Consider the following 24,623-nt stretch of genomic DNA (forward strand, 5'->3'; position numbering starts at 1 on the left):
CAGCAAAAAAGGAGAGCGCAATCGCTCTCCCTCCCTAAATTTGTAGATTCAGCTATTAGCCTGAGCCCGCATAGCCAAAATAGTCATCCTCGATTAATTCTATGACTAACGGCTAACCACCAATTTGTGGTGCTTGCAGCGGTTCAGCTACTGCCACAGGTTCGGTCGCTTTTCGCTCGGCCACTGTTTCAACTGCCGATCGCAACCGCGCCGTTAGCTGATTCGTGGTTGCGTCATAAATCTGGGTCAGCAGTTTTGGATAGAAGCCGATGCCAATGATTGGGATCAGCAGACAGGTGATGATAAACACCTCACGCGGCTCCGCATCAATTAGCACCTCATGCTCAACTAGTTCTTTGTTCTCTGGCCCATAGAAGATTTCCCGCAGCATCGACAGCAGGTAGATCGGCGTCAGAATCACACCAACCGCCATCAGCAACACGGTAATTAGCTTGAAGGTGAAGCTGTAGGCATCGCTGTTAGAGAAGCCAACGAATACCATCAGTTCCGCCACGAAGCCGCTCATCCCCGGTAACGCTAACGATGCTAGAGAGCAGGCGGTAAACATAGCGAAGATCTTGGGCATCTTCTGACCGACGCCACCCATTTCTTCCAGAATCAGCGTATGGGTGCGATCGTAGGTTGCGCCTACCAGGAAGAAGAGGCTGGCCCCAATCAAACCGTGAGAGACCATTTGCAGCACCGCACCGCTTAGTCCCAAGTCGGTAAACGACGCTACACCGATCAGCACAAAGCCCATGTGCGAGATTGACGAGTAGGCGATCTTCCGCTTTAAATTGCGCTGGGCAAACGAGGTCAGTGCCGCATAAATAATATTGACGACGCCGAGAATCACAAGCACGGGCGCAAAGCTGACGTGGGCATCCGGCAGCATCCCGGCATTCATTCGTATCAAGGCATAGCCACCCATTTTCAGCAGAATGCCCGCCAGCAGCATGTGAACTGGAGCCGTTGCCTCACCATGTGCATCCGGTAGCCAAGTGTGCAGCGGAAAGATCGGTAGCTTTACGGCATAGGCAATCAAAAATGCCGCATAGATCAGCAGTTGAAAGTTCTGGGCGTATTCTTTTGTCGCCAGCAGCCGCATGTCGAAGGTGATGGTGTCACCATAGAAGGCCATTGCCAGAGCCGCCACCAGGATAAATAGCGAACCGCCAGCGGTATACAGAATAAACTTGGTCGCTGCATACAGCCGTCGTTTTCCGCCCCAAATCGAGAGCAGCAGGTAGACCGGGATCAGCTCCAGCTCCCACATAAAGAAGAAGAGCAGCATATCCTGGACGGCAAATACCCCAATCTGACCGCTGTACATGGCCAGCATCAGGAAGTAAAACAGCCGAGGTTTAAGTGTTACGGGCCACGAGGCCAAGATGGCCAGGGTGGTAATAAATCCGGTCAGAATGATCAGCGGCATTGATAAACCGTCTGCGCCAACTGACCAATTTAAGTCCAACTGGGGCACCCAGCTATAGCTTTCGACCAGTTGAAGCGACGGATTCGAGAAGTCGTAGTTTTGGTAAAAGGCAAAGACAATCAGAACAAAGTCGATCAGGCCGATCACCAGCGCATACCACCGCACTTTTTTGGCGGTTTCCACTTCTTTGCCCTCTTCGTAGGGAAAGAGTGGAATAAACAGGGCGGCCACGATCGGAAACAGAGTGATTGTCGTCAGCCAAGGAAAGTCAGTCATATAACGTTTGGTTTAAATGCTTTCAAGAGGCTTTCTAAACTGGATGTCATACAAGCGAGAAGTACGACGGCTGATGGTTGCAAAATAATGCCTGCTCAAAATTTGAATTGAAATTCAAGTAGGCGTTGTCTGCTTTTATACGTTTTACGCGATCGCAAAACCTTAGTTAAGAGCCTAACGATAGAGGTGACAGAATTGACTGGATTTTCAACTTTTTACAAGTTTTGCCGCCAATCTGCTGGGGTCGCTGGCTGATAGTAAACTTATAGCGAGAAATTTTAGGTCAGCCATAAGTTAACCTCAATAGGCAAAGCGCGATCGCACATTCATCAGCATTACGTCATCAAATCGTTCGTATGAAAAAACATCCCGCGATTGTCGGTTAAGCACAATACACGAGATGTTCTCCAACGTAATCAGGCTTAACCTGTAATGCCCGATAGTAAGACGAGTCCCAACACCGCACCGAATACAATCAGCGCATAGAACTGTGCCCGCCCGTTTTCTAGATATTTTAAGCCTTCGCCCGTTACCAGTGTCACCAGTCCGGTCAAGTTGACCAAACCATCCACGATGCGGATATCCACTTCTAGCACTTGACGTGCTAGGCGGCGGCTACCCTTGACAAAGACGCGATCGTAAATGTCGTCGATGTACCACTTATTCTTCGAGAGTAGATACAGCGGTTGGAACCGATTTGCGATCGCGGCTGGATCAATTTTGTGGGTGCGATACATCAGTGACGCGATTGTGATCCCGATGAGGGCAATGCCGACGGAATTACCGCCCATAATCAGAAATTCAGTCAGATCAAATGCTTCTGCTGCCTCGGCAACTTCTGCGATCGCCTCAGTTGGTGGATGGATAAATTCCTCGAAATAATTGGCAAACGGCGTCCCGACTAAACCAATCAGCATCGACGGAATTGCCAGCACCGCTAGCGGCAAGGCCATTGAAATCGGCGACTCGTGTGGCTCATGGGCGTGATGATGGTCATGACCATGCTGATCGTGATCCCCAGCTTCGTCTTCCGCTTCAGCCGTCAACTCCTGTGGATTCATCGCACCAGGGCCAAAGGCTAGACCCATATTCTGTAACTTTTCCAGCTTCAGCTTTTCTTTGATGGAGGCGTCGTTGCCCCGGAATGGGCCTTCGAAGGTCATGAAGTACATGCGGAACATGTAGAAAGCCGTCATGCCAGCTGTCAGCCAGCCAATCATCCACAGCAGAGGACTCACTTCAAAGGTCGATCCCAAGATTTCATCTTTTGACCAGAAGCCCGCAAACGGCGGAATACCACAGATAGCCAGCGTACCGATTAAGAACGTAATCGCCGTGACGGGCATGTACTTACGCAAACCACCCATCAGCCGCATGTCCTGAGCGTAGGCCGGATCATGTCCAACGACAGCTTCCATACCGTGAATCACAGAACCCGATCCCAAGAACAGCATCGCTTTGAAATATGCGTGAGTCATTAGGTGGAACAAGCCTGCACCGTAGGCTCCGACACCCATCGCCATAATCATGTAGCCCAACTGGGACATGGTGGAATAGGCGAGACCTTTCTTGATGTCGTTCTGAGTTAAGGCAATGGTCGCTCCCAAAAAGGCCGTTACCGCACCCGTCCAAGCCACTGTGCTCATCGTAGTTGGCAGTCCCTCAAATACAGGGAACATACGCGCCACTAAGAAGACGCCTGCCGCCACCATCGTTGCCGCGTGAATCAGGGCCGAAATGGGGGTCGGGCCTTCCATTGCGTCGGGTAGCCAAACGTGCAGCGGAAACTGAGCCGACTTTGCCACTGGTCCTAGAAAGACCAAAATAGCAAAGAATGAAGCCAAGCCAGCACTCAAAGCACCACTTTGCACCAAGTCCTGCAGCCGTTCGCCAATTACATCAAATTCAAAGCTGCCTGTTGCCCAGTACAAGGCTAGGATGCCAAGCAGCAAGCCAAAGTCCCCGACCCGGTTAGTAACGAATGCTTTTTGGCACGCATCGGCAGCAGCCTTACGGTCAAACCAGAAGCCGATGAGCAGGTAAGAACACATGCCGACCAGTTCCCAAAAAATGTAAATTTGAACCAAGTTAGGACTAATCACCAGCCCCAGCATTGAGGAGCTAAACAGGCTCAAATATGCATAAAAGCGAACATAACCGGGATCATGCGCCATGTAGCCATCGGTGTAGATCATCACCAAAAAGGCTACCGTTGTGACAATGACCAGCATTAGGGCTGTCAGATGATCAATGGTATATCCCATTGATAAATGAAAATCCCCGGCTGAAGCCCATTCAATCATGCGGAGATAAGGCTCATGACCTTGGAACTGATCCCAAAACAAGGCAAAGGACAGCACCATTGCCATGCCAGTTAGGGAAACAATAAAAATGGCGCTCGGCTTGCGCAGCCGATTAGTCACGTCATTGTAGGAAATAAGGCCAATGCCAACGACTGTTGCTCCCAGTAACGGAAGGACAGGAATCAGCCAGGCATATTGGTATATCGATTCCATTGCTTATGCCTACATCAAGATTTCTTCATAAAATTTGGCAAAACCGCCTACATTGTGACACAGACATTGCATTCGGCTCATTATTTTTAGTCGGGATTTAACCTGCGTTCAAGTTGCTCTACTGATGGTGCAATGCCCGTAATTGCCGCTGAGCAGGGATATAGCGCATGCTCCCAAACAGGCTTACTACGTCAGAAAAAGCTCAAAAATCTGCCATTCTGATTAGAACGTATTGCCGCAATATTCACGGCACACAAGCATTCCCTTCTAACTCAGGAAATCCACCATTCACAGCGAAGTTTGCTTTCGCTGCACCTTATATCGTTCATCTCAGTCATTCAGCCTTTAGTCATTCAACCTAAGCTTATGCCACCAAAATTGGCATCGCCGCTTAATGACCATTATCTATGAACAGCTTGAACGCAATGCCATATAGGCATACTGAGCTCATGCTCAAACGGGTTGTGTATCTTGCTAAGCTCAATTATCTAGGACTAGAAGGCCCGTTGTCCTCCTCAAAGGGTTATACCTTATACAAAAACTTATGTAAAAGAAATCGCCATTCCAGGAGGGGATCTGGAGCGAACTTTCAGGCTGTATAAGTTGCGATCGCATCAACTAAAATCCAAGTTTGCCGTTTAGGTCAAATCTCAGCAAGATTAGCCTAAATAGCAAACTTGGTTCTATACACTTGATACTGTAAGAGCCTAATAAATTACTCGTTGAGTTTATGCTATGGGTTGTCGGGCTTTATTATGACGAAGATGTAGTCGCTTGAGGTCGAACGGATGAGCTTTGTAACACGCTGTCCAGAGCCATACGTAGATCGTCGCGGCCCCGGAAGCTGTCAAAGCGGTGAATGACCTGGCCGTCTTTGAATAAAATTAATGTCGGTAACGTGGTTAGTCGGTAGTTATTGGCTAATTTGAGGTTTTCATCGGCATTGATCCCAATCACTCGAATTTGTCCTGGATGTTCAGTTTGGAATTGAGTGAGCAAGGGCTGAATCATTCGACACAAACCGCACCAAGGTGCCCAAAAGTGAACAAGGACGGGGATCGAGGAGTTTAAAACTTCTTTTGTAAATTTTTGCTGGTTAAACAACGACACCGCTATACCCCTAAATAATTTTTTCTTTAAATCCTATTTGGGATCATTTTAGGGGACTGGGGGATGTCGTAAAAGACTTATTCGATAGATTTTTGCAAGATTTTTCACTCTTTTTTCAGCCTGTTATCAGCCTACCAACGGATTTGGCTAGTCGATTGGATGAGTAATGGATGCGCCCACCAAAATAGCAGTACAAAAAGTGTGACTCCAGCATAAGCCGGACGAATGAATTCTTGGAGTTTCAGAGTTTGTCGTCCTCTGACGATGGCTGAAAAAGGCACAATAGAAGTGCGTGATTTTACGGTTTCAAATGCTTCTCCATACCGATTTTGTAATCGGCGATCACCATGCCAAACAGCAAAGAGATGGTGCAGGATCAATCCGGCTGATGTGACCAAAGTAAATGTTGTGCCCAACCAAAGGGTATGGGCAACACACCAAATCACCTGTCCCACCATTTGGGGATGGCGGGTAATGCGAATGATCCCCGTTTCATAGAGATGAACCTGAGGCTTTTCGATGGCCGCGATTTCCAGCAGATTGAAGGTAGCGGGATAGAGAAACAGAAATGAGATTGCTGACAGTATCCAAACGGTAGTCTCAATGCCTGGTACACCCTGAACATTCCACAGACGAACCCCGTCGTAGCGGTGGTTGATGAAATAAGCAATTAACGTGACGGCGAGGGGCAAACTGACCAGAGCAAACAGGATACGATAGGCACGAGGCCCAATATACTGCTCGCCGCGAGGACGTAGTGCAGCAAGACCGCTATGCGCGATCGCAAATGTCAACAGCAGCCCCAGCATGATCCAGTGGCTCGACGTTAATCCTTCCATTTAGCTTTTGTCGGTTGTATAGGTGGAGTAGTTCAATCTTTGTGGAGTAGTTCAATCTTTGTGAGGGGCGGGTTTAGTAGACCAATCTGCACCTTGTCACAGATTTGACGGCAAAACCCGCCCCTATAGTTTGCGGATCTATTAAATCCACGGTACTTAGAGCCTATCCGGAAACCCTCTCAAACCCCCAATGTGGCGTGGCCAAATCGAGGTATTCGGATAGGTTCTTAGGCTAGAGACGGAGCTGAACGGGGATAACGCTGCATCAATTCGCGCACCTGCTCCGCATGATAGGAACTGCGGGTCAGGGGAGAAGACACGACCTGTAGGAAGCCCATCGACTCACCCATTTGTCGCCAAGCGTCGAACTGTTTTGGTGTGATGAACTCTTTCAGCGCTAAATGCTTTGGTGTTGGCTGAAGATACTGCCCAATCGTCAAAATGTCGCAGTGAACCGCGCGGAGGTCTTTCATCACCTGCTGCACTTCAGCATCGGTTTCGCCCAGTCCTACCATGATTCCCGATTTGCTGTAGATCCAGGGTGCTTGATGATGGATACGCTGGAGTAGTTCCAATGTGCGATCGTAGTCACCTTGAGGGCGAACTCGACGATAGAGGCTAGGAACCGTTTCGGTGTTGTGATTCAGAACTTCGGGCTGAGCCGCCAAAATGATGTCGAGGGCTGCCCAATTGCCGCACAAATCCGGGATCAGCACTTCCACAGTCGTTTGAGGCGATGCGGCTCGGACGGCCTGAATACATTTGGCAAACTGTTCCGCTCCACCATCCGGTAAATCATCTCGGTTAACGGAGGTGATCACGACGTGGTTCAGCCCCATGCGACGTACGGCTTCAGCTAACCGATCGGGCTCTGTGGGATCAAGCGCTTTAGGCTTTTTCTCAAAATCGATATCGCAATAGGGACAAGCCCGCGTACAGGCTGGCCCCATGATCAAAAACGTTGCCGTACCGTGGCTGAAGCATTCTCCAATATTGGGACAGGACGCTTCTTCACAGACGGTATTCAGTTCTAAGTCCCGTAGAAGAGACTTTACATTTCCCACCCGTTCCCACTGCGGTGCTTTGACCCGCAGCCAATCTGGCTTTAATGTCACGATTGATGCCAATTTCCGAAACGCTAATTACTCTTGCTTGTTTTTACGTGGACAAGAGATCTACTACAACACCTTAGCAAAAAGAAGCTGCGATTCCTTCGACACGACTAAGCCAAACGAACTTTTATTCTGATGATTTAGCGGCTGCAGATTCAGTGATCAAGCAGATTACTAAGCTACATGATTAAGCTGCTGGAATCGGAGTGTTGTCTAAGTCTCAATCAACCTTTAACTTTTATATGATAGGGCTATTGATCCCAGCAAACTTGATGGTTAAGTCTCTCACTAATAAATCAACTTTAGTTGAATCAGGATTTAAAGCACTATCTGATTCTCTCCGGCTCCAGATCATTGAACTGTTGAGGGAGCAGGAACTGTGTGTTTGCGACCTATGCGATCGCTTAAATGTCCAGCAGTCAAAACTCTCGTTTCACCTCAAGACCCTTAAAGAGGCAGAGTTGCTGAGGTCACGACAGCAAGGTAAGTGGGTGTATTACAGCTTGAATCTGCCGCAGTTTGCTGTACTAGAGCAGTACCTTTCGGACTTTCGACGCTTCAGTCCGATGCTGCCATCACGGATCTGTGCGGATGATGGATCCAGCAATTAAGTTCAGTGGGACAGTTTAACAGCGCATTCTGTCTAACTTGACGAATCAAAAATATTTGAACTGGCTGTGAAATATAGCGATAGTCGTATTGGTTAAGACGGTGTTGTGGCGCGGCGATATCGCGCCACAACACCGTCCGTGTCCTAACTTAGCTGGCTACAGCTATAGTGATTTCAGTTAAGAGTGAGAAAACGAGAGAGGAGAGTGCCTCATCATGAGGCACTCTCCTCTCTCGTTCTTATCTGGAACCCCTATATATACTGGAGTTTAGACTAAAGAGCGAAAGAAAATCGCGGTCGTGCTAGGCACGAACCGCGTTATAGCAGAAGCTGAGACAATACCACTCACCTCAGCGACTACTATGCCCTACGATAGCCTGTACGGATTTCGCCAGCGCGCCCATCAGTATTTGGGACGAGCGCATGATGCGACCTTTGAACTCATTGACGCGGTGTTGACGACACGGCAAGCGCCCAGCTTTGTCGAGCTCTCGCGCTCCCCATTCTTTCGTCGCCAATGGCCGAGTATCTATAGCGCTGTACATGACAGCCGACCGCAGCGCCGCCGACTGATGCAGCTGTACCTGGAGCAACTGCCCCAGGAGGAGCCAGTGGTGTTGGCTGGCGACCATACGGCATGGCCCCGTCCAGACGCGAAGTGCTTACCCGAACGGACGTATGAACATCAGGCTCAGGGTGTGGGAGGAGGGGGGCCGATTACCGTCGGTCAAGGCTACAGTACGTTGGCCTGGATTCCACCCGAGTCAGGCAGTTGGGCCTTGCCTTTGCGGCATGAGCGAATTACCAGTTGGGAGAGCCCATTAAGCAAAGCTGCATTTCAACTGCGGCAAGTGTGTAAAGAGTTATCCTGTCGTCCCTTGACGCTCTGGGACAGTGAGTATGGCTGTGCTCGCTTCGTGCTGGAAACCGCTGATATTGCCGCCGATAAACTCATGCGTCTGCGCTCTAACTTGAACCTCTGGGGAGCACCGCCGCCCTACAGTGGACGAGGACGTCCCAAAGTCCACGGCGACAAATTCAAACTCAATGACCCCGACACCTGGTGGTCAGCCGATGAGACAGCAATTCTCGAGCATCCCAAGTTGGGGACAGTGCGGGTGCGCTGTTGGCACCAGTTGCATTTTCGGCAAGCCGCTGCTCATCCCATGCGGCTGATTCAGGTGCAACGCCTTGATGCCACCGGACACCCTCGCCCCGCTCGCCCCCTCTGGTTGGTGTGGGTTGGCGAGAGTCCACCGCCCTTAGACACCCTCTGGCAACGCTATCTGCAACGCTTTGCTATCGACCACTGGTACCGCTTCATCAAGCAGCGACTGCATTGGCTCTTGCCGAAACTGGCAGACCCCAAAGCGGCGGAACGCTGGAGTGACTTGATGCCCTTAGCCACCTGGCAGTTATGGTTAGCGCGTGATCTCGTCCAAGACCAACCCTTGCCCTGGCAAAAACCTCAAGCCGCTCTGACTCCTGGACGAGTGGCTGATTCCATCGCTCCACTTTTCGCTCAGTTGGGCACACCGACTGCACTTCCCAAACCCCGAGGAAAATCACCGGGCTGGCCGACTGGCACCCCTCGACCCCCCAAACCCTACTGCCCCACCATCCGAAAACGAGGAAAACGCTCTAAAAAACAAGCCACATCTGTCCCTTAACCCCGCCATTCGGCTCCTGTTACTCCAAAGTTGCGCCACTGTCACAGGTGGTGCAATTTGGCCTTAGTCTAAACTCCAGTATATACCGCCTTGCTGGAAGAAGCCTATACGAGGAATAGCGGTTGGGGTGTGTTGTATCTAGGAATATGCTGCTTAAATCCTTGATGTATTTTGTTTTAGCTGAGTTGTTCGAGATTGGCGGTAGTTATTTAGTGTGGGTATGATTACGCAAGGGGAAGGGTTTTCCGGTTGCGATCGCAGGTTGGCCGCTCCTTATCCTGTACGACATCGTTCCTACGCTATAACCCGCTGATTTTGGCGAGTTTATGCCGCCTATGATGGTGTTTTTGTTGTGCTGTCGCTGCTGTGGGGATGGCAAATTGATGGTGTTCGTCCAGATCGTTTCGATTGGTTGAGTTGCCTGTTCGTTGCAGCGGGTGTGCCGATCATGATGTATGCTCCGCGCCCATAGCCGTCACTGAAGCAGCACTAAACAGATCCCTAGCTGGCAAACTCTGCCAAATGAATCTGATGATAAATATTGTCGATGCTTTCAAGAGCCGCCGCTTCTCCGCTGTAGTCTCCGACCGCACGTAGCACAGAGAGAGATTGCTGATAAAAATCGAGGGCTTTGGCTGCTTGACCCATTGCTTCATAGATTTTGCCCAGGTTACACAACACTCTGCCAGTGCCTTTTTGGTTGCCGAGCAGTTGAAAGATGGCTAAAGCCTGCTTGTCACAATGAATAGCCCAATGGAATTGGCCCATTTGGCGATAGATGCCTGCGATATGTCCCAACGTTGTTGCTTCGCCAGCGCTATCGGTATTGGCTTGCCGTATCCATAAGGCGCTGTAGTAATAGTGCAGCGATGCTAGCGGATAGTTGAGATAGCGGTAGGTGAGTCCTAGATAACTCAGAGACATGGCGATGCCAACAGCATCGTTGATCTGCTGACGCAGAGTAAGTGAAGCATGGAACGAAGCAATGGCCTGGTTGTAGCGGCTGAGTTTGAGACAGGCAACGCCTAAATTGTGGCGGGCAGCGGCTTCTCCGGCATTGTCATTGGCATCTTGTAGAATGCTGATGGCGGACTGAGCCAGAGCTTGGGCACGGCTGTATTGTCCGATTGCACTGTAGACGAGCCCTAAGTTGTTCAACGTGCGACCCATACCGCGCAGATCATCTGCCTGCTTAAAAAACTGAAGCGCTTGCTGATAAAGCTGGAGAGCGTCATTGAATTGACCAAGACGGCGATACATTTCGGCAAAGTTGCTCAACTGATGGGCCATTTCAGTGGCGTTGCCTTCTAGGTTTGGGTCCATGCATAGTACGGTCTGGCCTGTAGAGAATTCAAAGCTTGGGCTAGAGGGCGTGGTTGCTTGGGCACGAGTTTGTATCAAGCGAATGCAGTTGAGCAAATCGCTCGCGTTAGCGTGTCGTCCCGATTGCCGATAGATACGCAGGACAGCTTGGAAGGTTGCGATCGCAGCCGCATACTGGTGACGACTATATTGCTGCCAGCCTAATTCAGTCAATACTTCAACGTCTGCATGACGCTGATCTTGAACCCGATGCGTTGAGGACGGATGAACGTTTTCTGTACAAAGCGCGAGTACGAACGGAGAGAGAGTGGAGAGCAGCAAGAGGTAGAAGTGACACATAACTTTGAATCTTCCTTGAAGGCAACAGGGGCACCAAGTATTTACCGTAGTTGCACGGATATATGTCCCAGTCGAACAAGGTTATGCAGAAGCTTGTTACATTACTTAATGAAATGTTCACATCATGCTTTTCTTGTACTCAAACAATGAATACCGACCTGATTTGCTTGCTAATTTTGGCACTCTGGACTGTTCCCCTGAATCATGTTCCAGCGCTGGCGCGTTTGGCAGAAGCTGGGGTTGGATGGGGACTGAGTAACCGCGAAAAAATGCCCGACGTGCCGCCTTGGGTTGGGCGAGCCGATCGGGCGCAGCGTAATCATCATGACAATTTGGCGCTGACTGCTACGGTGATTTTCATGGCTCAGATAACAGGTAACGCGGATGGCATCACTGCGATCGCATCCATTGTGGTCGTCACGATGCGCGCTCTCCACGGCATTTTCTACATGATTGGTATTCCGGTCTTGCGATTGCTGGCTTACTTTATCTATATCTTGGCGCTACTGACCATTGTATGGCGCTTATTTGCCTAAGGAATCGCAAACCGTTTACCAGGGCGGGTTCTACATCAAGTTATTGCCATTTATTGCTTTACTAAATAGCTAGTGAACTGAGTTGATTATGAACAGGCGGCCCCAGCAGGGCCGCCTGTTCATAATCAACTTAAAATTGCTGTATCACAAATTGATTCGCGAAACTCGCCCTTACGAAGGGCTAATTTACAATTCATCAAGTGCGATCGCACCTGTGAACACCATTTGAGCTGGCCCCGTCATATACACATGCTGATTAGCTTCTGACCATTCAATCAGCAGAGGGCCACCGGGAAGCTCCACCGTCGCCTGCCGCTGGCAGTTGCCCGTCAGGACTCCAGCAACGAGTGAGGCACAGGCACCTGTGCCACAGGCCAGCGTTGCGCCTGCGCCTCGTTCCCAGACGCGCATCTTTAAATAGTCAGGCCGCATAACCTGGATAAATTCAGTGTTGATCCGCTGCGGAAAGGCTTCATGATGCTCAAACTGAGGGCCAATGGTGGCAAGCGAAATCGTATCCACATCTTCGGCAAAGGTAATGCAGTGTGGATTGCCCATGCTGACGCAGGTGACTTCCCAGATCTGCCCAGATACATTCAGCATTCGATTGATCACCTTGTCGTCCAGTCCGGCCAAGGTGGTTGGAATTTCTTTTGCTAGCAGACGCGGTGGCCCCATATCAACTTTGACCTGCCCGTCAGCTTGAATTTCTGGGGTGATCAGACCACCAAGGGTGTGAATTTGATAGGCGAGGGGATGAGATATGGTGCGACCATCCAGGACTTCTAATTCTTCTAAGAATCGTGCCAGGCAGCGAATGCCGTTGCCGCACATTTCTGGCTCAGAGCCATCGGAATTGAAAATCCGCATAGTGTAATCAGTGCCATCCTGTCCCGGCAGCGCAAAAATCACGCCGTCTGCGCCAATGCCAAAGTTGCGATCGCACATGTGAATCGCCTGTTCCGGCGTCAGCATTGGCTCAGTCTGGTGCCGATTGTCGATCAGCAGAAAGTCGTTTCCCAGCCCTTGATATTTCGTAAAAGCAACTGTCATGGCGGTCTGTCATGATTAATTTGAGAATTTCATTTTACTGCGAGTGGGTTGAACCATTCACCCGTCTGTAGTCGATATATTCCTGAATGTTCCTGAACGTTATGGCACTACGCCCGCAGGGTAGGACATGTATTTTTGAGAAAGCCACGCTGAAGCGTGGCTTTCTCAAAAATACTGACTTTACTTAAGCGTGTAACGCTATCTTCACTGAACGTTCGTAAACCATTTCACAGACCAAATCAGACTGCTATATCCTTAAACAGTATTGACGCGGAGTTGAGGAAATTTCATGGCGCTCGAACTGGATACCTCTCTGCCTAGTGTGCGACAGATGCAAACGCTGATTCGCGAAGGCCAGGAAGTCGAAGCAAAGCTGGTCACCGATGATTTGCTGGTGGGAAAAATTCGCTGGCAAGATACGGATTGTCTTTGTCTGGTCGATCAGTATGATCAGCCGACGATTATTTGGCGACAGGCTCTGGTCTATATCAAGCCCAAGCGGTAAGTCTCTGGTCGTCTAAACTCCAACGGTTCATTGCTATTTCTTCGTTACTGTTTCTCTATAATCTTTACTCATTCTCACGATTGCCTATGATTTGGCCTCAACTGCGATCGCGATTTTCTGCAATGCGTCGTTGGTCCTGGCTGGGAACTGCGATCGCAATTAGCATCGGTATTATTCTACTGGCGACGCCTAGCTCAGCCTACGAAGTCCAGATCAATCCGCCCAATCCCCACTTGGGCGACACGATCTCAGTCATCGTCCAGGCGGAAAATCCCCAGTCCACGACTCCACCGACTGTCACGCTGGGAGAAACGGAGTATCCCTCCTATCCGATTGGTGGCAACCGCTACCAGGCGTTGCTGCCCACGAGTCCGCTCGATCCGCCAGGGGAAAAGCTGGTGCGAATTTTCGGTCAGGAAGACACCCGCAACTTCACGGTATGGCTGCGGAATCGCGATTTTCCCACTCAACACATTAATTTTTCACCTGGTGTAGCTGGGATTGAAGGGACAGACTATGAGTTCGATCGCGTCGATGCCTTTAAGCAGCTCGATACCCCCGAGCGCTACTGGAATGGCCCCCTGCTGCGGCCCAGCAATGGCTCGGTTAGCTCCGTCTACGGCGTGCGGCGCTATTACAATGGCGAGTTTGCTGAAGACTACTACCACCGTGGCGTGGACTACGCAGCGGGTACGGGTAGCCCCATCTCTGCCCCAGCGGCAGGACGAGTCGCCCTAGTGGGACGGGTTGAAGATGGCTTTGAGCTACATGGCAACACGGTCGGGATCGATCACGGTCAAGGCGTACTCAGCATCTTTATACACATGAGCCGGATTGATGTGCAGGAAGGCCAAATGGTGAATTCCGGACAGGTTATCGGGGCCGTTGGCTCGACTGGTTCATCAACGGGGCCACATTTGCACTGGGGTTTATATGTGCATGGCGTTGCGGTTGATCCCGTTCCCTGGCGGGAAACGGGCTTTTAGCGGCTGATGCCGGCCTATAACCATGATCTAAACTAGAGGTTTATTCGATCAAAATTTCTCTGTAACCCTTCGGGTATACCTTTCTAAAAAAGGCCGACTTCAAGCTAGCGTTGGAATAGCCCCTTTAATAAGGAGTGGCGACAACGGGAGATCGAAATAACTACGCTAAACACATGCGTGATGGGCATTCATCAAACTGATTAATCTAGCCAGCATATTAAAATATAAAAAAGGGATTTTCTTCTACCCGTTGCAATGACTTTACTGGCCTAACCCCATTTCCTATGAATCGAACTACTCAAGCTGACTCTAAAATCTGGATCTACGACACCACACTCCGCGATGGCTCTCAGCGCGAAGGGCTGTCCCTGTCGATTGAGGATAAACTACGGATTGCACACCAGCTTGATGAAATAGGTATTCCGTTTATTGAGGGTGGCTGGCCGGGAGCCAATCCTAAGGATGTCCAGTTTTTCTGGCAAATTAAGGAAGAACCGCTCAAGCAGGCTGAAATCGTCGCCTTTTGCTCAACTCGTCGCCCCGGCACAACGGCGGCAGACGATCCGCTCTTGCAGCCAATTTTGGCCGCAGGCACCCATTGGGTCACCCTTTTTGGCAAGTCCTGGGATTTACACGTCACGGAAGGCTTACAAACGACTCTGGACGAAAACTTAGCGATGATTCGTGATACCATCTCCTACCTGCGCAGTCAGGATCGGCGGGTGATCTACGATGCCGAGCACTGGTTTGACGGCTACAAAAATAATCCTGAGTATGCACTGAAGACACTCCAAGCGGCCTATGAAGCGGGGGCCGAGTGGCTCGTTTTTTGCGACACCAACGGCGGCACGCTGCCCCATAAAATCAGCGAAATTGTCAAATCCGTCGATGCTTGGTTAGAGGAACAACCTGGTACAGTTAAGCCGCAGTTGGGTATTCACACCCACAATGACTCCGGTACGGCAGTGGCCAATGCGCTCTATGCCGTTATGGGAGGGGCACGGATGGTGCAGGGTACAATCAACGGCTATGGCGAACGCTGCGGCAACGCCAATCTCTGTACGCTGCTGCCCAATCTGCAAATCAAGCTAGGCTACGACTGCTTGGCTGACGAGCAGCTACAGCGGCTGACGGAATCGAGTCGTCTAATTAGCGAAGTTGTCAATCTTGCTCCAGACGATCACGCGCCGTTCGTGGGCCTGTCGGCCTTTGCCCATAAGGGCGGCATCCACGTCAGCGCTGTTGAGCGTAATCCGCTCACATATGAGCATATTCGCCCTGAACAGGTGGGTAATCGTCGCCGCATCGTCATTTCCGACCAGTCTGGTCTGAGTAACGTGCTGGCAAAAGCTCGCAGCTTTGGTATTGAGCTGAATAAGAATGACCCCAGCTGTCGGCAAATTTTACAGCGGCTCAAATCTCTGGAGCATGAAGGCTATCAGTTTGAAGCGGCAGAGGCCAGTTTTGAGTTGCTGATGCGTGAGGCTATGAATCAGCGACAGCAGTTCTTTGATCTCAAAGGATTTAAGGTCAACTGCGATACGGTGCCCGGTTCTGATTTGAGTCAAACCTATTCGCTGGCGACCATTAAAGTGGCTGTCAATGGTCAAGATATTCTAGAAGCGGCGGAAGGAAACGGGCCCGTCTCTGCACTCGATGCTGCGCTACGCAAAGCGTTGCTCAACTTCTATCCGGAAATCGCCCAGTTTCACTTGGCTGATTACAAAGTGCGTATTTTGGACGGTAAAGAAGGTACATCGGCTAAGACACGGGTACTCGTCGAATCCTCAGACGGACATCGACGCTGGACAACAGTTGGCGTTTCGACCAATATTATCGAAGCGTCCTACCACGCCATAGTCGAAGGGATCGAGTACGGCTTGAGGCTGGCCCGACAGCCTCAAGCCGCTGCCCTGACGCACTCATAACTTGTGCAACCTCAAGATTGAAAATCAAAGTTGGTGGCTTTATTGCCTATGGGCACCTTGATCAGTTACATTGCGCAAATTGACTGCGGATACCGGGCCATTCTCAACAAGTATCCCTATTCTTAGAGGTGCCTATATGTATTTCACGGTTATTTCAAAACTCATTCAAAAAGATCTGGATGAATTTTGAGTGTTTCGAAGGAAAAGATGCCTTCCCCTAAATTATTGAAAGCTTTGCTCCGTCTTGCTTTTAACTAAGTAGAGCGGGGTTGAAAAAAGAAGGTATGTGAAGTTGAATAAAGGGACTCACTGCCAGTAGGAGATCAGGAGCAATGGGAGCGCGCTTACGAGTCTTTTTGACAGGGGCAGAAGACCGTACCCTCTTTGAGTTACGCACCGCCACAACCGTGCCGCAACGAGTGAAAGACCGAGCAGAAGTGATTCGGATGAGTCACCAAGGGCTGTATGTTGAGCAGATTGCCCGGTTCTTCGGGTGGAGAGAGCGAACGGTCAGAGAAACGCTGCATCGCTGGCAAGAGGGTGGATTAGGAGGACTCTGGGATGCACCGCGACCGGGAGCGCAACCACGTTGGCAACCGGAAGATATGGAGTATCTGGAAACATGTCTACGCCAGGAGCAACGAACTTATAACAGCCGTCAGTTAGCGCGAAAGCTGGAAGAGGAGAGACATATCAAGTTAAGTGCGGCCCATCTGCGGGACGTACTCAAAAAAAGGGAATCATTTGGAAGCGCACTCGACACAGCCACCGAGGGAAACAAGACCCAGTTGAGAAAGCCCAGAAGGTAGCGGATTTGGAGATGTTGCAATGGGCGGCCGCCAGTGGAGAGATTGACCTCTCCTATCTTGACGAGGCAGGCTTTTGTCTCTGGATGCCCGTCAGCTACAGCTACTTTTTCGAAGGCGAGCAAAAGCGACTGGAGCAGACTCACCGCAAGGGCAGGCGACTGAGCATCCTCGGTCTGCTCCAACCGTTCGTGAGTTTCGCGTATGGATTGGTGATTGGCAGCTTCAACGCCGAGCGCTACATCCGGCTAATGGATGAGCAAGCCCGTCAGGCCAAGCCCCGGTTTAAGGCCAATGGATGCATTCGAGTCATTGTTCAAGATAACAGCCCCATTCATACCAGTCGAGCTGTGCAAGACAAATGGGCAGACTGGCAAGCTCAGGGACTTTACCTGTTCTTCTTACCCAAATATTGCTCGGAGCTCAATCCGATTGAACCCGAGTGGCATCAGGTGAAAACCCATGAGTTAAATGGGCAGATGTTTGAAGATGAATTGGATTTAGCCTATGCCGTTATCGACGGCTTTGAGGCGAGAGCTGAAAAAGCGGGATACTCCGTCGAGCGATTTCGATTTCCGTCTCAACTCGCTTCTTCATCATCTGTTATATAGATGCGCGTTTTTACCTTTACCTACTTACCTTGAAAGAATCCCAAAGAAAGATGTTGACAAATCTGTTTCCGGGTCGTTATATTGATAAAGCGCTGGAGGAGAGAGCGTTTGTGCTGAGCTCCTTGAGCGAGAAACGGAACCTCGACATAAGAATAGTTCAGAAGCCAAGAACATCACATCTCGTCAAGGAAAAGACAGATGGTGGGCTAGTTTAGCAAAGCTTACCAAATTTTAATATATTCCGGATACGAGTCGATACGTTTCTTAACGTAAGAGAATCGTATTTGGAGCCAAAAAACTTTCTAAGTTTTTAACACGGAGAGTTTGATCCTGGCTCAGGATGAACGCTGGCGGCGTGCTTAACACATGCAAGTCGAACGCAGAACGCCCTTCGGGGTAAGTATGAGTGGCGGACGGGTGAGTAACGCGTGAGAATCTGCCTTCAGGAGGGGGACAACCACTGGAAACGGTGGCTAATACCCCATATGTCTACGGATGAAACAGTTTTCTGCCTGAAGATGAGCTCGCGTCTGATTAGCTAGTTGGTGAGGTAAGAGCTCACCAAGGCGACGATCAGTAGCTGGTCTGAGAGGATGATCAGCCACACTGGGACTGAGACACGGCCCAGACTCCTACGGGAGGCAGCAGTGGGGAATTTTCCGCAATGGGCGAAAGCCTGACGGAGCAACGCCGCGTGAGGGAGGACGGCCTGTGGGTTGTAAACCTCTTTTCTCAGGGAAGAAGATCTGACGGTACCTGAGGAATAAGCATCGGCTAACTCCGTGCCAGCAGCCGCGGTAAGACGGAGGATGCAAGCGTTATCCGGAATTATTGGGCGTAAAGCGTCCGCAGGTGGCTATTCAAGTCTGCTGTCAAATTCCAGGGCTCAACCCTGGTTCGGCAGTGGAAACTGGATAGCTAGAGTACGGTAGGGGCAGAGGGAATTCCTGGTGTAGCGGTGAAATGCGTAGATATCAGGAAGAACACCGGTGGCGAAAGCGCTCTGCTGGGCCGTAACTGACACTCATGGACGAAAGCTAGGGGAGCGAAAGGGATTAGATACCCCTGTAGTCCTAGCTGTAAACGATGGATACTAGGTGTTGGACGTATCGACCCGTTCAGTACCGTAGCTAACGCGTTAAGTATCCCGCCTGGGGAGTACGCACGCAAGTGTGAAACTCAAAGGAATTGACGGGGGCCCGCACAAGCGGTGGAGTATGTGGTTTAATTCGATGCAACGCGAAGAACCTTACCAGGGCTTGACATGTCCAGAATCCTCGGGAAACCGAGGAGTGCCTTCGGGAGCTGGAACACAGGTGGTGCATGGCTGTCGTCAGCTCGTGTCGTGAGATGTTGGGTTAAGTCCCGCAACGAGCGCAACCCTCGTTTTTAGTTGCCATCATTCAGTTGGGCACTCTAGAGAGACTGCCGGTGACAAACCGGAGGAAGGTGGGGATGACGTCAAGTCAGCATGCCCCTTACGTCCTGGGCTACACACGTACTACAATGCTTCGGACAAAGGGCAGCCAGACCGCGAGGTTGAGCTAATCCCATAAACCGAGGCTCAGTTCAGATTGCAGGCTGCAACTCGCCTGCATGAAGGAGGAATCGCTAGTAATCGCAGGTCAGCATACTGCGGTGAATACGTTCCCGGGCCTTGTACACACCGCCCGTCACACCATGGAAGCTGGCCACGCCCGAAGTCGTTACCCCAACCGTTCGCGGAGGGGGACGCCGAAGGCAGGGCTGGTGACTGGGGTGAAGTCGTAACAAGGTAGCCGTACCGGAAGGTGTGGCTGGATCACCTCCTTTCAAGGAGACCTACCCTACTTAGACGTGCGAAAACTGATAGAGCACCTAAGTAAGGTCATCCTAGGTCGGTCGAGATGATTATTATTGGTTTCTGAACTATCGAGGGGCCGGATATGGGCTATTAGCTCAGGTGGTTAGAGCGCACCCCTGATAAGGGTGAGGTCCCTGGTTCGAGTCCAGGATGGCCCACTCGTGGGGGTATAGCTCAGCTGGTAGAGCGCCTGCTTTGCAAGCAGGATGTCAGCGGTTCGAGTCCGCTTACCTCCACCAGATTTAATAATTCAGCACTATTTCTAAACTACTGAGCAGACAAGCTATCAGTAGCTAGAAAGGCTGCTGGATTAGACCAGCAAAGAACCTTGAAAACTGCATAGAGAAAAGAGATGTCAGGTAGATGTTGACGAAGCTATGAATCAGCAATGATTGATGGTTCAGTCACGAACAGACACCAATGTAAGTAAATGGTCAAGCTATCAAGGGCTTACGGCGGATACCTAGGCACACAGAGGCGATGAAGGACGCGGTTACCGGCGATATGCCACGGGGAGTTGGAAGCAAGCAGTGATCCGTGGGTTTCCGAATGGGGCAACCCTAAGTACGGCCAGTTGAATCCATAGACTGGCACGAGCCAACCCAGCGAATTGAAACATCTTAGTAGCTGGAGGAAGAGAAAGAAAACTCGATTCCCTGAGTAGCGGCGAGCGAAACGGGAAGAGCCTAAACCAGTGGTTTTTACTGCTGGGGTTGTGGGACGGCAATGTGGACTAGAAAGGTTAGACGAAGCAGCTGAATACTGCACCAGAGGGGGTGAAAGTCCCGTAGTCGAAAACTGAACTAGCCTAGCCGGATCCCGAGTAGCACGGGGCACGTGAAATCCCGTGTGAATCCGCGACTAACCACCTCGTAAGGCTAAATACTCCTGTGTGACCGATAGTGAAACAGTACCGCGAGGGAAAGGTGAAAAGAACCCCGGGAGGGGAGTGAAATAGAACATGAAACCGTAAGCCTACAAGCAGTCGGAGTCCGATTTAACGGATGACGGCGTGCCTGTTGAAGAATGAGCCGGCGACTTATAGGCACTGGCGGGTTAAGGCGGAAATGCCGGAGCCAGAGGGAAACCGAGTCTGATAAGGGCGACTATGTCAGTGTTTATAGACCCGAACCCGGGTGATCTAACCATGTCCAGGATGAAGCTTGGGTAACACCAAGTGGAGGTCCGCACCGACCAATGTTGAAAAATTGGCGGATGAGGTGTGGTTAGGGGTGAAATGCCAATCGAACCCGGAGCTAGCTGGTTCTCCCCGAAATGTGTTTAGGCGCAGCGGTAACGATTATAACTGGGGGGTAAAGCACTGATTCGGTGCGGGCTGCGAGAGCGGTACCAAATCGAGTCAAACTCTGAATACCCAGTGCACACGTTGCCAGTGAGACGGTGGGGGATAAGCTTCATCGTCGAGAGGGAAACAGCCCAGACCACCAGCTAAGGTCCCCAAATTAACACTAAGTGGGAAAGGAGGTGGGAGTGCAGAGACAACCAGGAGGTTTGCCTAGAAGCAGCCATCCTTGAAAGAGTGCGTAATAGCTCACTGGTCAAGCGCTCCTGCGCCGAAAATGAATGGGACTAAGTGTTATACCGAAGCTGTGGACTTACTACGTAAGTGGTAGGGGAGCGTTCTGTAGTAGTTAGAAGCATTAGCGAAAGCAGGTGTGGACGAATCAGAAGTGAGAATGTCGGCTTGAGTAGCGAAAACATTGGTGAGAATCCAATGCCCCGAAACCCTAAGGGTTCCTCCGGAAGGCTCGTCCGCGGAGGGTTAGTCGGGACCTAAGGCGAGGCCGAAAGGCGTAGTCGATGGCCAACGGGTTAACATTCCCGTACCGACGTTAGATTGTGAAGAGGGACGGAGAAGGCTAAGCCAGCCGGATGTTGGTTACCGGCGTAAGTGTTCAAGGTGATGAGGGTCGGCGAAAACGACCTGAGCTGAGGCACGAGTCCGACCCGCTACGGCGGGGAAGTGGTGTATGTCAGGCTTCCAAGAAAAGCTCTATCCACGTTAATCTAACGTTGCCCGTACCCGAAACCGACACAGGTAGGGAGGTTGAGAATACCAAGGGGCGCGAGATAACTCTCTCTAAGGAACTCGGCAAAATGGCCCCGTAACTTCGGGAGAAGGGGTGCCACCGAGAGGTGGTCGCAGTGAAGAGTCCCAGGCGACTGTTTACCAAAAACACAGGTCTCCGCTAAGTCGCAAGACGATGTATGGGGGCTGACGCCTGCCCAGTGCCGGAAGGTTAAGGAAGTGGGTTAGCTTCGGCGAAGCTCGCGACTGAAGCCCCGGTGAACGGCGGCCGTAACTATAACGGTCCTAAGGTAGCGAAATTCCTTGTCGGGTAAGTTCCGACCCGCACGAAAGGCGTAACGATCTGGGAGCTGTCTCGGAGAGAGGCTCGGCGAAATAGGATTGTCTGTGAAGATACGGACTACCTGCACCCGGACAGAAAGACCCTATGAAGCTTTACTGTAGCCTGGAATTGGGTTCGGGCTTTGTTTGCGCAGGATAGGTGGGAGACTATGAAGCAGTCCTTGTGGGGACTGTGGAGTCACTGGTGAGATACCACTCTAACAAGGCTAGAATTCTAACCCTTACCCGTTATCCGGGAAGGGAACAGTTTCAGGTGGGCAGTTTGACTGGGGCGGTCGCCTCCTAAAAGGTAACGGAGGCGCGCAAAGGTTCCCTCAGGCTGGTTGGAAATCAGCCGCAGAGTGTAAAGGCAGAAGGGAGCTTGACTGCAAGAGCTACAACTCGAGCAGGTACGAAAGTAGGCCTTAGTGATCCGACGGTTCCGCGTGGAAGGGCCGTCGCTCAACGGATAAAAGTTACTCTAGGGATAACAGGCTTATCTCCCCCAAGAGTTCACATCGACGGGGAGGTTTGGCACCTCGATGTCGGCTCATCGCAACCTGGGGCTGTAGTAGGTCCCAAGGGTTGGGCTGTTCGCCCATTAAAGCGGTACGTGAGCTGGGTTCAGAACGTCGTGAGACAGTTCGGTCCATATCCGGTGCAGGCGTAAGAGTATTGAGAGGATTCCTCCTTAGTACGAGACGAACCGGGAGGAACGCACCGCTGGTGTACCTGTTATCGTGCCAACGGTAGACGCAGGGTAGCCATGTGCGGAGAGGATAACCGCTGAAAGCATCTAAGTGGGAAGCCCACCTCAAGATGAGTACTCTCACTGGGTTAGCCAGGTAAGGTCACGGGAAGAACACCCGTTGATAGGTTCTAAGTGGAAGTTCAGTAATGGATGAAGCTGAGGAATACTAACAGACCGAGGGCTTGACCATATCTACATTTGGGTCTGAACTTGACATCTTTCTATGCAGTCTTCAGGGTTCTTCCTTCTCTACAGGAAGCTCAACCCAATCAGTTTCCTGGTGCCAATGGCGCACTGGCCCCACTCCAACTCCATCCCGAACTTGGTTGTGAAACGGTGCAGCGGCGAAGATACTTTGGGGGTTGCCCCACGGGAAAATAGCTCGGTGCCAGGTCAATCATTCAAGCAGAAAGGAGCTCATCAGCTGATGAGCTCCTTTCTTGTTGTTGGTAAGTTGTTAATGGATAGTCGCAACAGACACAAAAAATAAAGCCCGCCCATAGGCGGGAGGGCTCGGAGTTCCTGAAAATCGTCATCTCTAGAATGATGGCAGGTTTACCAGATATGACGCAAGGGGGAATCACCCCTCATGAGTGATTGTATTGGTTAGTCTGCCAGCATGTCTGCCAGCAGTGATTGATCTTGGATGGTTTGCCGTTCTTCTACGGGGGTGTAGGGACGGTTACGAGCACCAGTGTAGATTTGAGTGGGGCGGAAAATGCGGTTTTCGCCAAGCTGTTCTTTCCAGTGGGCTAGCCAGCCAGCAACTCGCGCGATCGCAAATACGGGTGTAAATAAGTCAGTCGGAATGCCTAACTTCCTGTAAACCAGGCCAGAATAAAAGTCAACGTTAGGATAAATTCCTTTGTGACCAAGCCTATTCCCAACTACACGTTCGAGCTCAACTGCAATATCGTAGTATTCGTCTCTGCCGACTTTTTCAAACAGCTTTTCGGCTAAGCTTTGCAGAATGTTGGCTCGTGGGTCTTTGACTTTGTAGACACGATGGCCGAAGCCCATGATCCGCGATCGCGTTTCCATGCATTTATCAACATAGGCTTCTACATTTTCGACCGAGCCAATTTCTTCGAGCATAGCGATTACTTCTTCGTTGGCACCACCGTGGAGTGGGCCTGCGAGGGTTCCAACTGCTGAGGCTATTACGGCATATGGATCTGTGAGAGTTGATGCCGTAACCATTGCAGAGAATGTTGATGCATTGATTGTATGTTCGGCATGAAGCGTGAGACAAACGTCGAAAATGTGAGCTGCTAGCGGATCAGGTTCCCGCTCGTTCAGCATGTATAGAAAATTGGCAGAATAGTCCAAATCATCGCGGGGCTGAATGGGGTCATTCCCCTTTCGCATCATTTGGAATGCTGCCACCATTGTGGGAATTTTAGCCAGTAGACGTACGACAGCAGCACGGATGTAGGCTGGATCATCTAATGCCCGCTTCGAGTAGAACAACCCTAATGCAGCAGCACAGGCTTGTAGCGAGTCCATTGGATGTCCACTTTCAGGGAAACACTTCATCATGTCCCGAATGCGATACTTGAGTCGCCGATGGTAGCGAATTTCATGCTCAAAATCAGCTAAGTCCGTTTTGGTTGGCAAATGCCCCCAAATCAGAAGATAGGATGTTTCTAAAAACGTGCTGTATTCTGCAAGTTCTTCGATTCGAATGCCGCGATACTCAAGAACTCCTTGCTGTCCATCAACAAAGCTAATGCTTGATTGGGTTGCAGGAATGCCCTCTAGACCAGGTTTATATTCACAAAAAGTCATAGATTCTAACGCTCGCTCACTCTAAAACCCGTTTGGGGTTTACCAGCCTTTCAGATTCATTCAATAAACGATCCGACAGGAATTTAAATTATGAACCAACCTATGCCCCAAGCGGAGAAATCATATTGAACATTCAAGATTCCATCCAGCATTTTAAGCTAGAGAGTCTCGAAGAAGAGTGTTGAGCGTGAACTTCTCATCTTAAATCGAACTTA

General features: G+C 50.7%; 15 protein-coding genes, 2 tRNA genes, 3 rRNA genes and 1 pseudogene. 13 read left to right on the top strand and 8 right to left on the bottom strand.

Annotated elements, in window-relative coordinates; all coding sequences use genetic code 11:
- Positions 1-112 precede the first annotated feature (112 nt).
- The 5 genes from AC286M_RS14445 to lipA all read right to left on the bottom strand — a co-directional run bounded on the left by AC286M_RS14445 (position 113) and on the right by lipA (position 7,291).
- Complete coding sequence (locus AC286M_RS14445) at positions 113-1,711, bottom strand: NAD(P)H-quinone oxidoreductase subunit 4 (RefSeq protein WP_488205059.1); 1,599 nt, start codon at positions 1,709-1,711, stop codon at positions 113-115.
- A 422-nt stretch (positions 1,712-2,133) separates the two neighbouring features.
- A complete protein-coding gene (locus AC286M_RS14450; protein WP_488205060.1) occupies positions 2,134-4,227 on the bottom strand; it encodes an NAD(P)H-quinone oxidoreductase subunit 5 in 2,094 nt (697 codons plus the stop codon).
- Positions 4,228-4,980: 753 nt separating this feature from the next.
- The gene (locus AC286M_RS14455; RefSeq protein WP_488205061.1) at positions 4,981-5,337 is read right to left on the bottom strand and encodes a thioredoxin family protein; all 357 of its coding nucleotides are present in this window, start codon (positions 5,335-5,337) and stop codon (positions 4,981-4,983) included.
- Between the two features lie 131 nt (positions 5,338-5,468).
- A complete protein-coding gene (locus tag AC286M_RS14460) occupies positions 5,469-6,176 on the bottom strand; it encodes an NnrU family protein (protein WP_488205062.1) in 708 nt (235 codons plus the stop codon).
- A gap of 227 nt (positions 6,177-6,403) precedes the next feature.
- Positions 6,404-7,291 carry a lipoyl synthase gene (gene lipA / locus AC286M_RS14465; RefSeq protein WP_488205063.1) on the bottom strand — a complete coding sequence of 296 codons (888 nt, stop codon included), beginning with the start codon at positions 7,289-7,291 and terminating at the stop codon, positions 6,404-6,406.
- Between the two features lie 269 nt (positions 7,292-7,560).
- On the opposite strand from lipA, the gene AC286M_RS14470 reads away from it, so the two are divergent.
- The 3 genes from AC286M_RS14470 to AC286M_RS14480 all read left to right on the top strand — a co-directional run bounded on the left by AC286M_RS14470 (position 7,561) and on the right by AC286M_RS14480 (position 10,040).
- On the top strand, positions 7,561-7,899 hold the full coding sequence (locus AC286M_RS14470) for an ArsR/SmtB family transcription factor (protein WP_488205064.1): 339 nt from the start codon (positions 7,561-7,563) through the stop codon (positions 7,897-7,899).
- 361 nt (positions 7,900-8,260) lie between these two features.
- Positions 8,261-9,568: an NF041680 family putative transposase gene (locus AC286M_RS14475; protein WP_488204827.1), complete on the top strand. Its 1,308-nt coding sequence runs from the start codon at positions 8,261-8,263 to the stop codon at positions 9,566-9,568.
- Between the two features lie 352 nt (positions 9,569-9,920).
- The gene (locus AC286M_RS14480) at positions 9,921-10,040 is read left to right on the top strand and encodes a YnfA family protein (RefSeq protein WP_488205065.1); all 120 of its coding nucleotides are present in this window, start codon (positions 9,921-9,923) and stop codon (positions 10,038-10,040) included.
- Between the two features lie 29 nt (positions 10,041-10,069).
- On the opposite strand, the gene AC286M_RS14485 is transcribed toward AC286M_RS14480, so the two are convergent.
- Complete coding sequence (locus tag AC286M_RS14485) at positions 10,070-11,230, bottom strand: tetratricopeptide repeat protein (protein WP_488205066.1); 1,161 nt, start codon at positions 11,228-11,230, stop codon at positions 10,070-10,072.
- 146 nt (positions 11,231-11,376) lie between these two features.
- Between AC286M_RS14485 and AC286M_RS14490 the strand changes: the two genes are divergently transcribed.
- Entirely contained in the window at positions 11,377-11,766 is a 390-nt protein-coding gene (locus tag AC286M_RS14490; protein WP_488205067.1) for an MAPEG family protein, read from the top strand.
- Positions 11,767-11,952: 186 nt separating this feature from the next.
- Here AC286M_RS14490 and dapF read toward each other — a convergent pair whose 3' ends face one another.
- Positions 11,953-12,819: a diaminopimelate epimerase gene (dapF, locus tag AC286M_RS14495; RefSeq protein ID WP_488205068.1), complete on the bottom strand. Its 867-nt coding sequence runs from the start codon at positions 12,817-12,819 to the stop codon at positions 11,953-11,955.
- 289 nt (positions 12,820-13,108) lie between these two features.
- Between dapF and AC286M_RS14500 the strand changes: the two genes are divergently transcribed.
- The 9 genes and pseudogenes from AC286M_RS14500 (at position 13,109) to rrf (ending at position 23,014) form a co-directional block, all read left to right on the top strand.
- Complete coding sequence (locus tag AC286M_RS14500) at positions 13,109-13,324, top strand: Hfq-related RNA-binding protein (RefSeq protein WP_488205069.1); 216 nt, start codon at positions 13,109-13,111, stop codon at positions 13,322-13,324.
- Positions 13,325-13,410: 86 nt separating this feature from the next.
- The gene (locus AC286M_RS14505) at positions 13,411-14,310 is read left to right on the top strand and encodes a M23 family metallopeptidase (RefSeq protein ID WP_488205070.1); all 900 of its coding nucleotides are present in this window, start codon (positions 13,411-13,413) and stop codon (positions 14,308-14,310) included.
- A gap of 284 nt (positions 14,311-14,594) precedes the next feature.
- Positions 14,595-16,238 (top strand): citramalate synthase, encoded by a 1,644-nt coding sequence (gene cimA / locus AC286M_RS14510; protein WP_488205071.1) that lies wholly within the window; start codon positions 14,595-14,597, stop codon positions 16,236-16,238.
- 332 nt (positions 16,239-16,570) lie between these two features.
- Positions 16,571-17,655: pseudogene (locus tag AC286M_RS14515) on the top strand (IS630 family transposase).
- Between the two features lie 312 nt (positions 17,656-17,967).
- Positions 17,968-19,467: ribosomal RNA gene (locus tag AC286M_RS14520) — 16S ribosomal RNA — on the top strand.
- A 115-nt stretch (positions 19,468-19,582) separates the two neighbouring features.
- Positions 19,583-19,656: transfer RNA gene (locus AC286M_RS14525), tRNA-Ile, on the top strand.
- A 5-nt stretch (positions 19,657-19,661) separates the two neighbouring features.
- Positions 19,662-19,737: transfer RNA gene (locus tag AC286M_RS14530), tRNA-Ala, on the top strand.
- A gap of 193 nt (positions 19,738-19,930) precedes the next feature.
- Positions 19,931-22,810 (top strand): 23S ribosomal RNA (locus AC286M_RS14535).
- An 86-nt stretch (positions 22,811-22,896) separates the two neighbouring features.
- A 5S ribosomal RNA gene (gene rrf, locus AC286M_RS14540) occupies positions 22,897-23,014 on the top strand.
- Together the 16S, 23S and 5S rRNA genes with 2 tRNA genes alongside form the textbook arrangement of a ribosomal RNA operon.
- Positions 23,015-23,226: 212 nt before the next feature.
- On the opposite strand, the gene AC286M_RS14545 is transcribed toward rrf, so the two are convergent.
- The gene (locus tag AC286M_RS14545) at positions 23,227-24,408 is read right to left on the bottom strand and encodes a citrate synthase (protein ID WP_488205072.1); all 1,182 of its coding nucleotides are present in this window, start codon (positions 24,406-24,408) and stop codon (positions 23,227-23,229) included.
- Positions 24,409-24,623: the final 215 nt, after the last annotated feature.

The organism is Thainema salinarum CENA647, assembly GCF_057732415.1.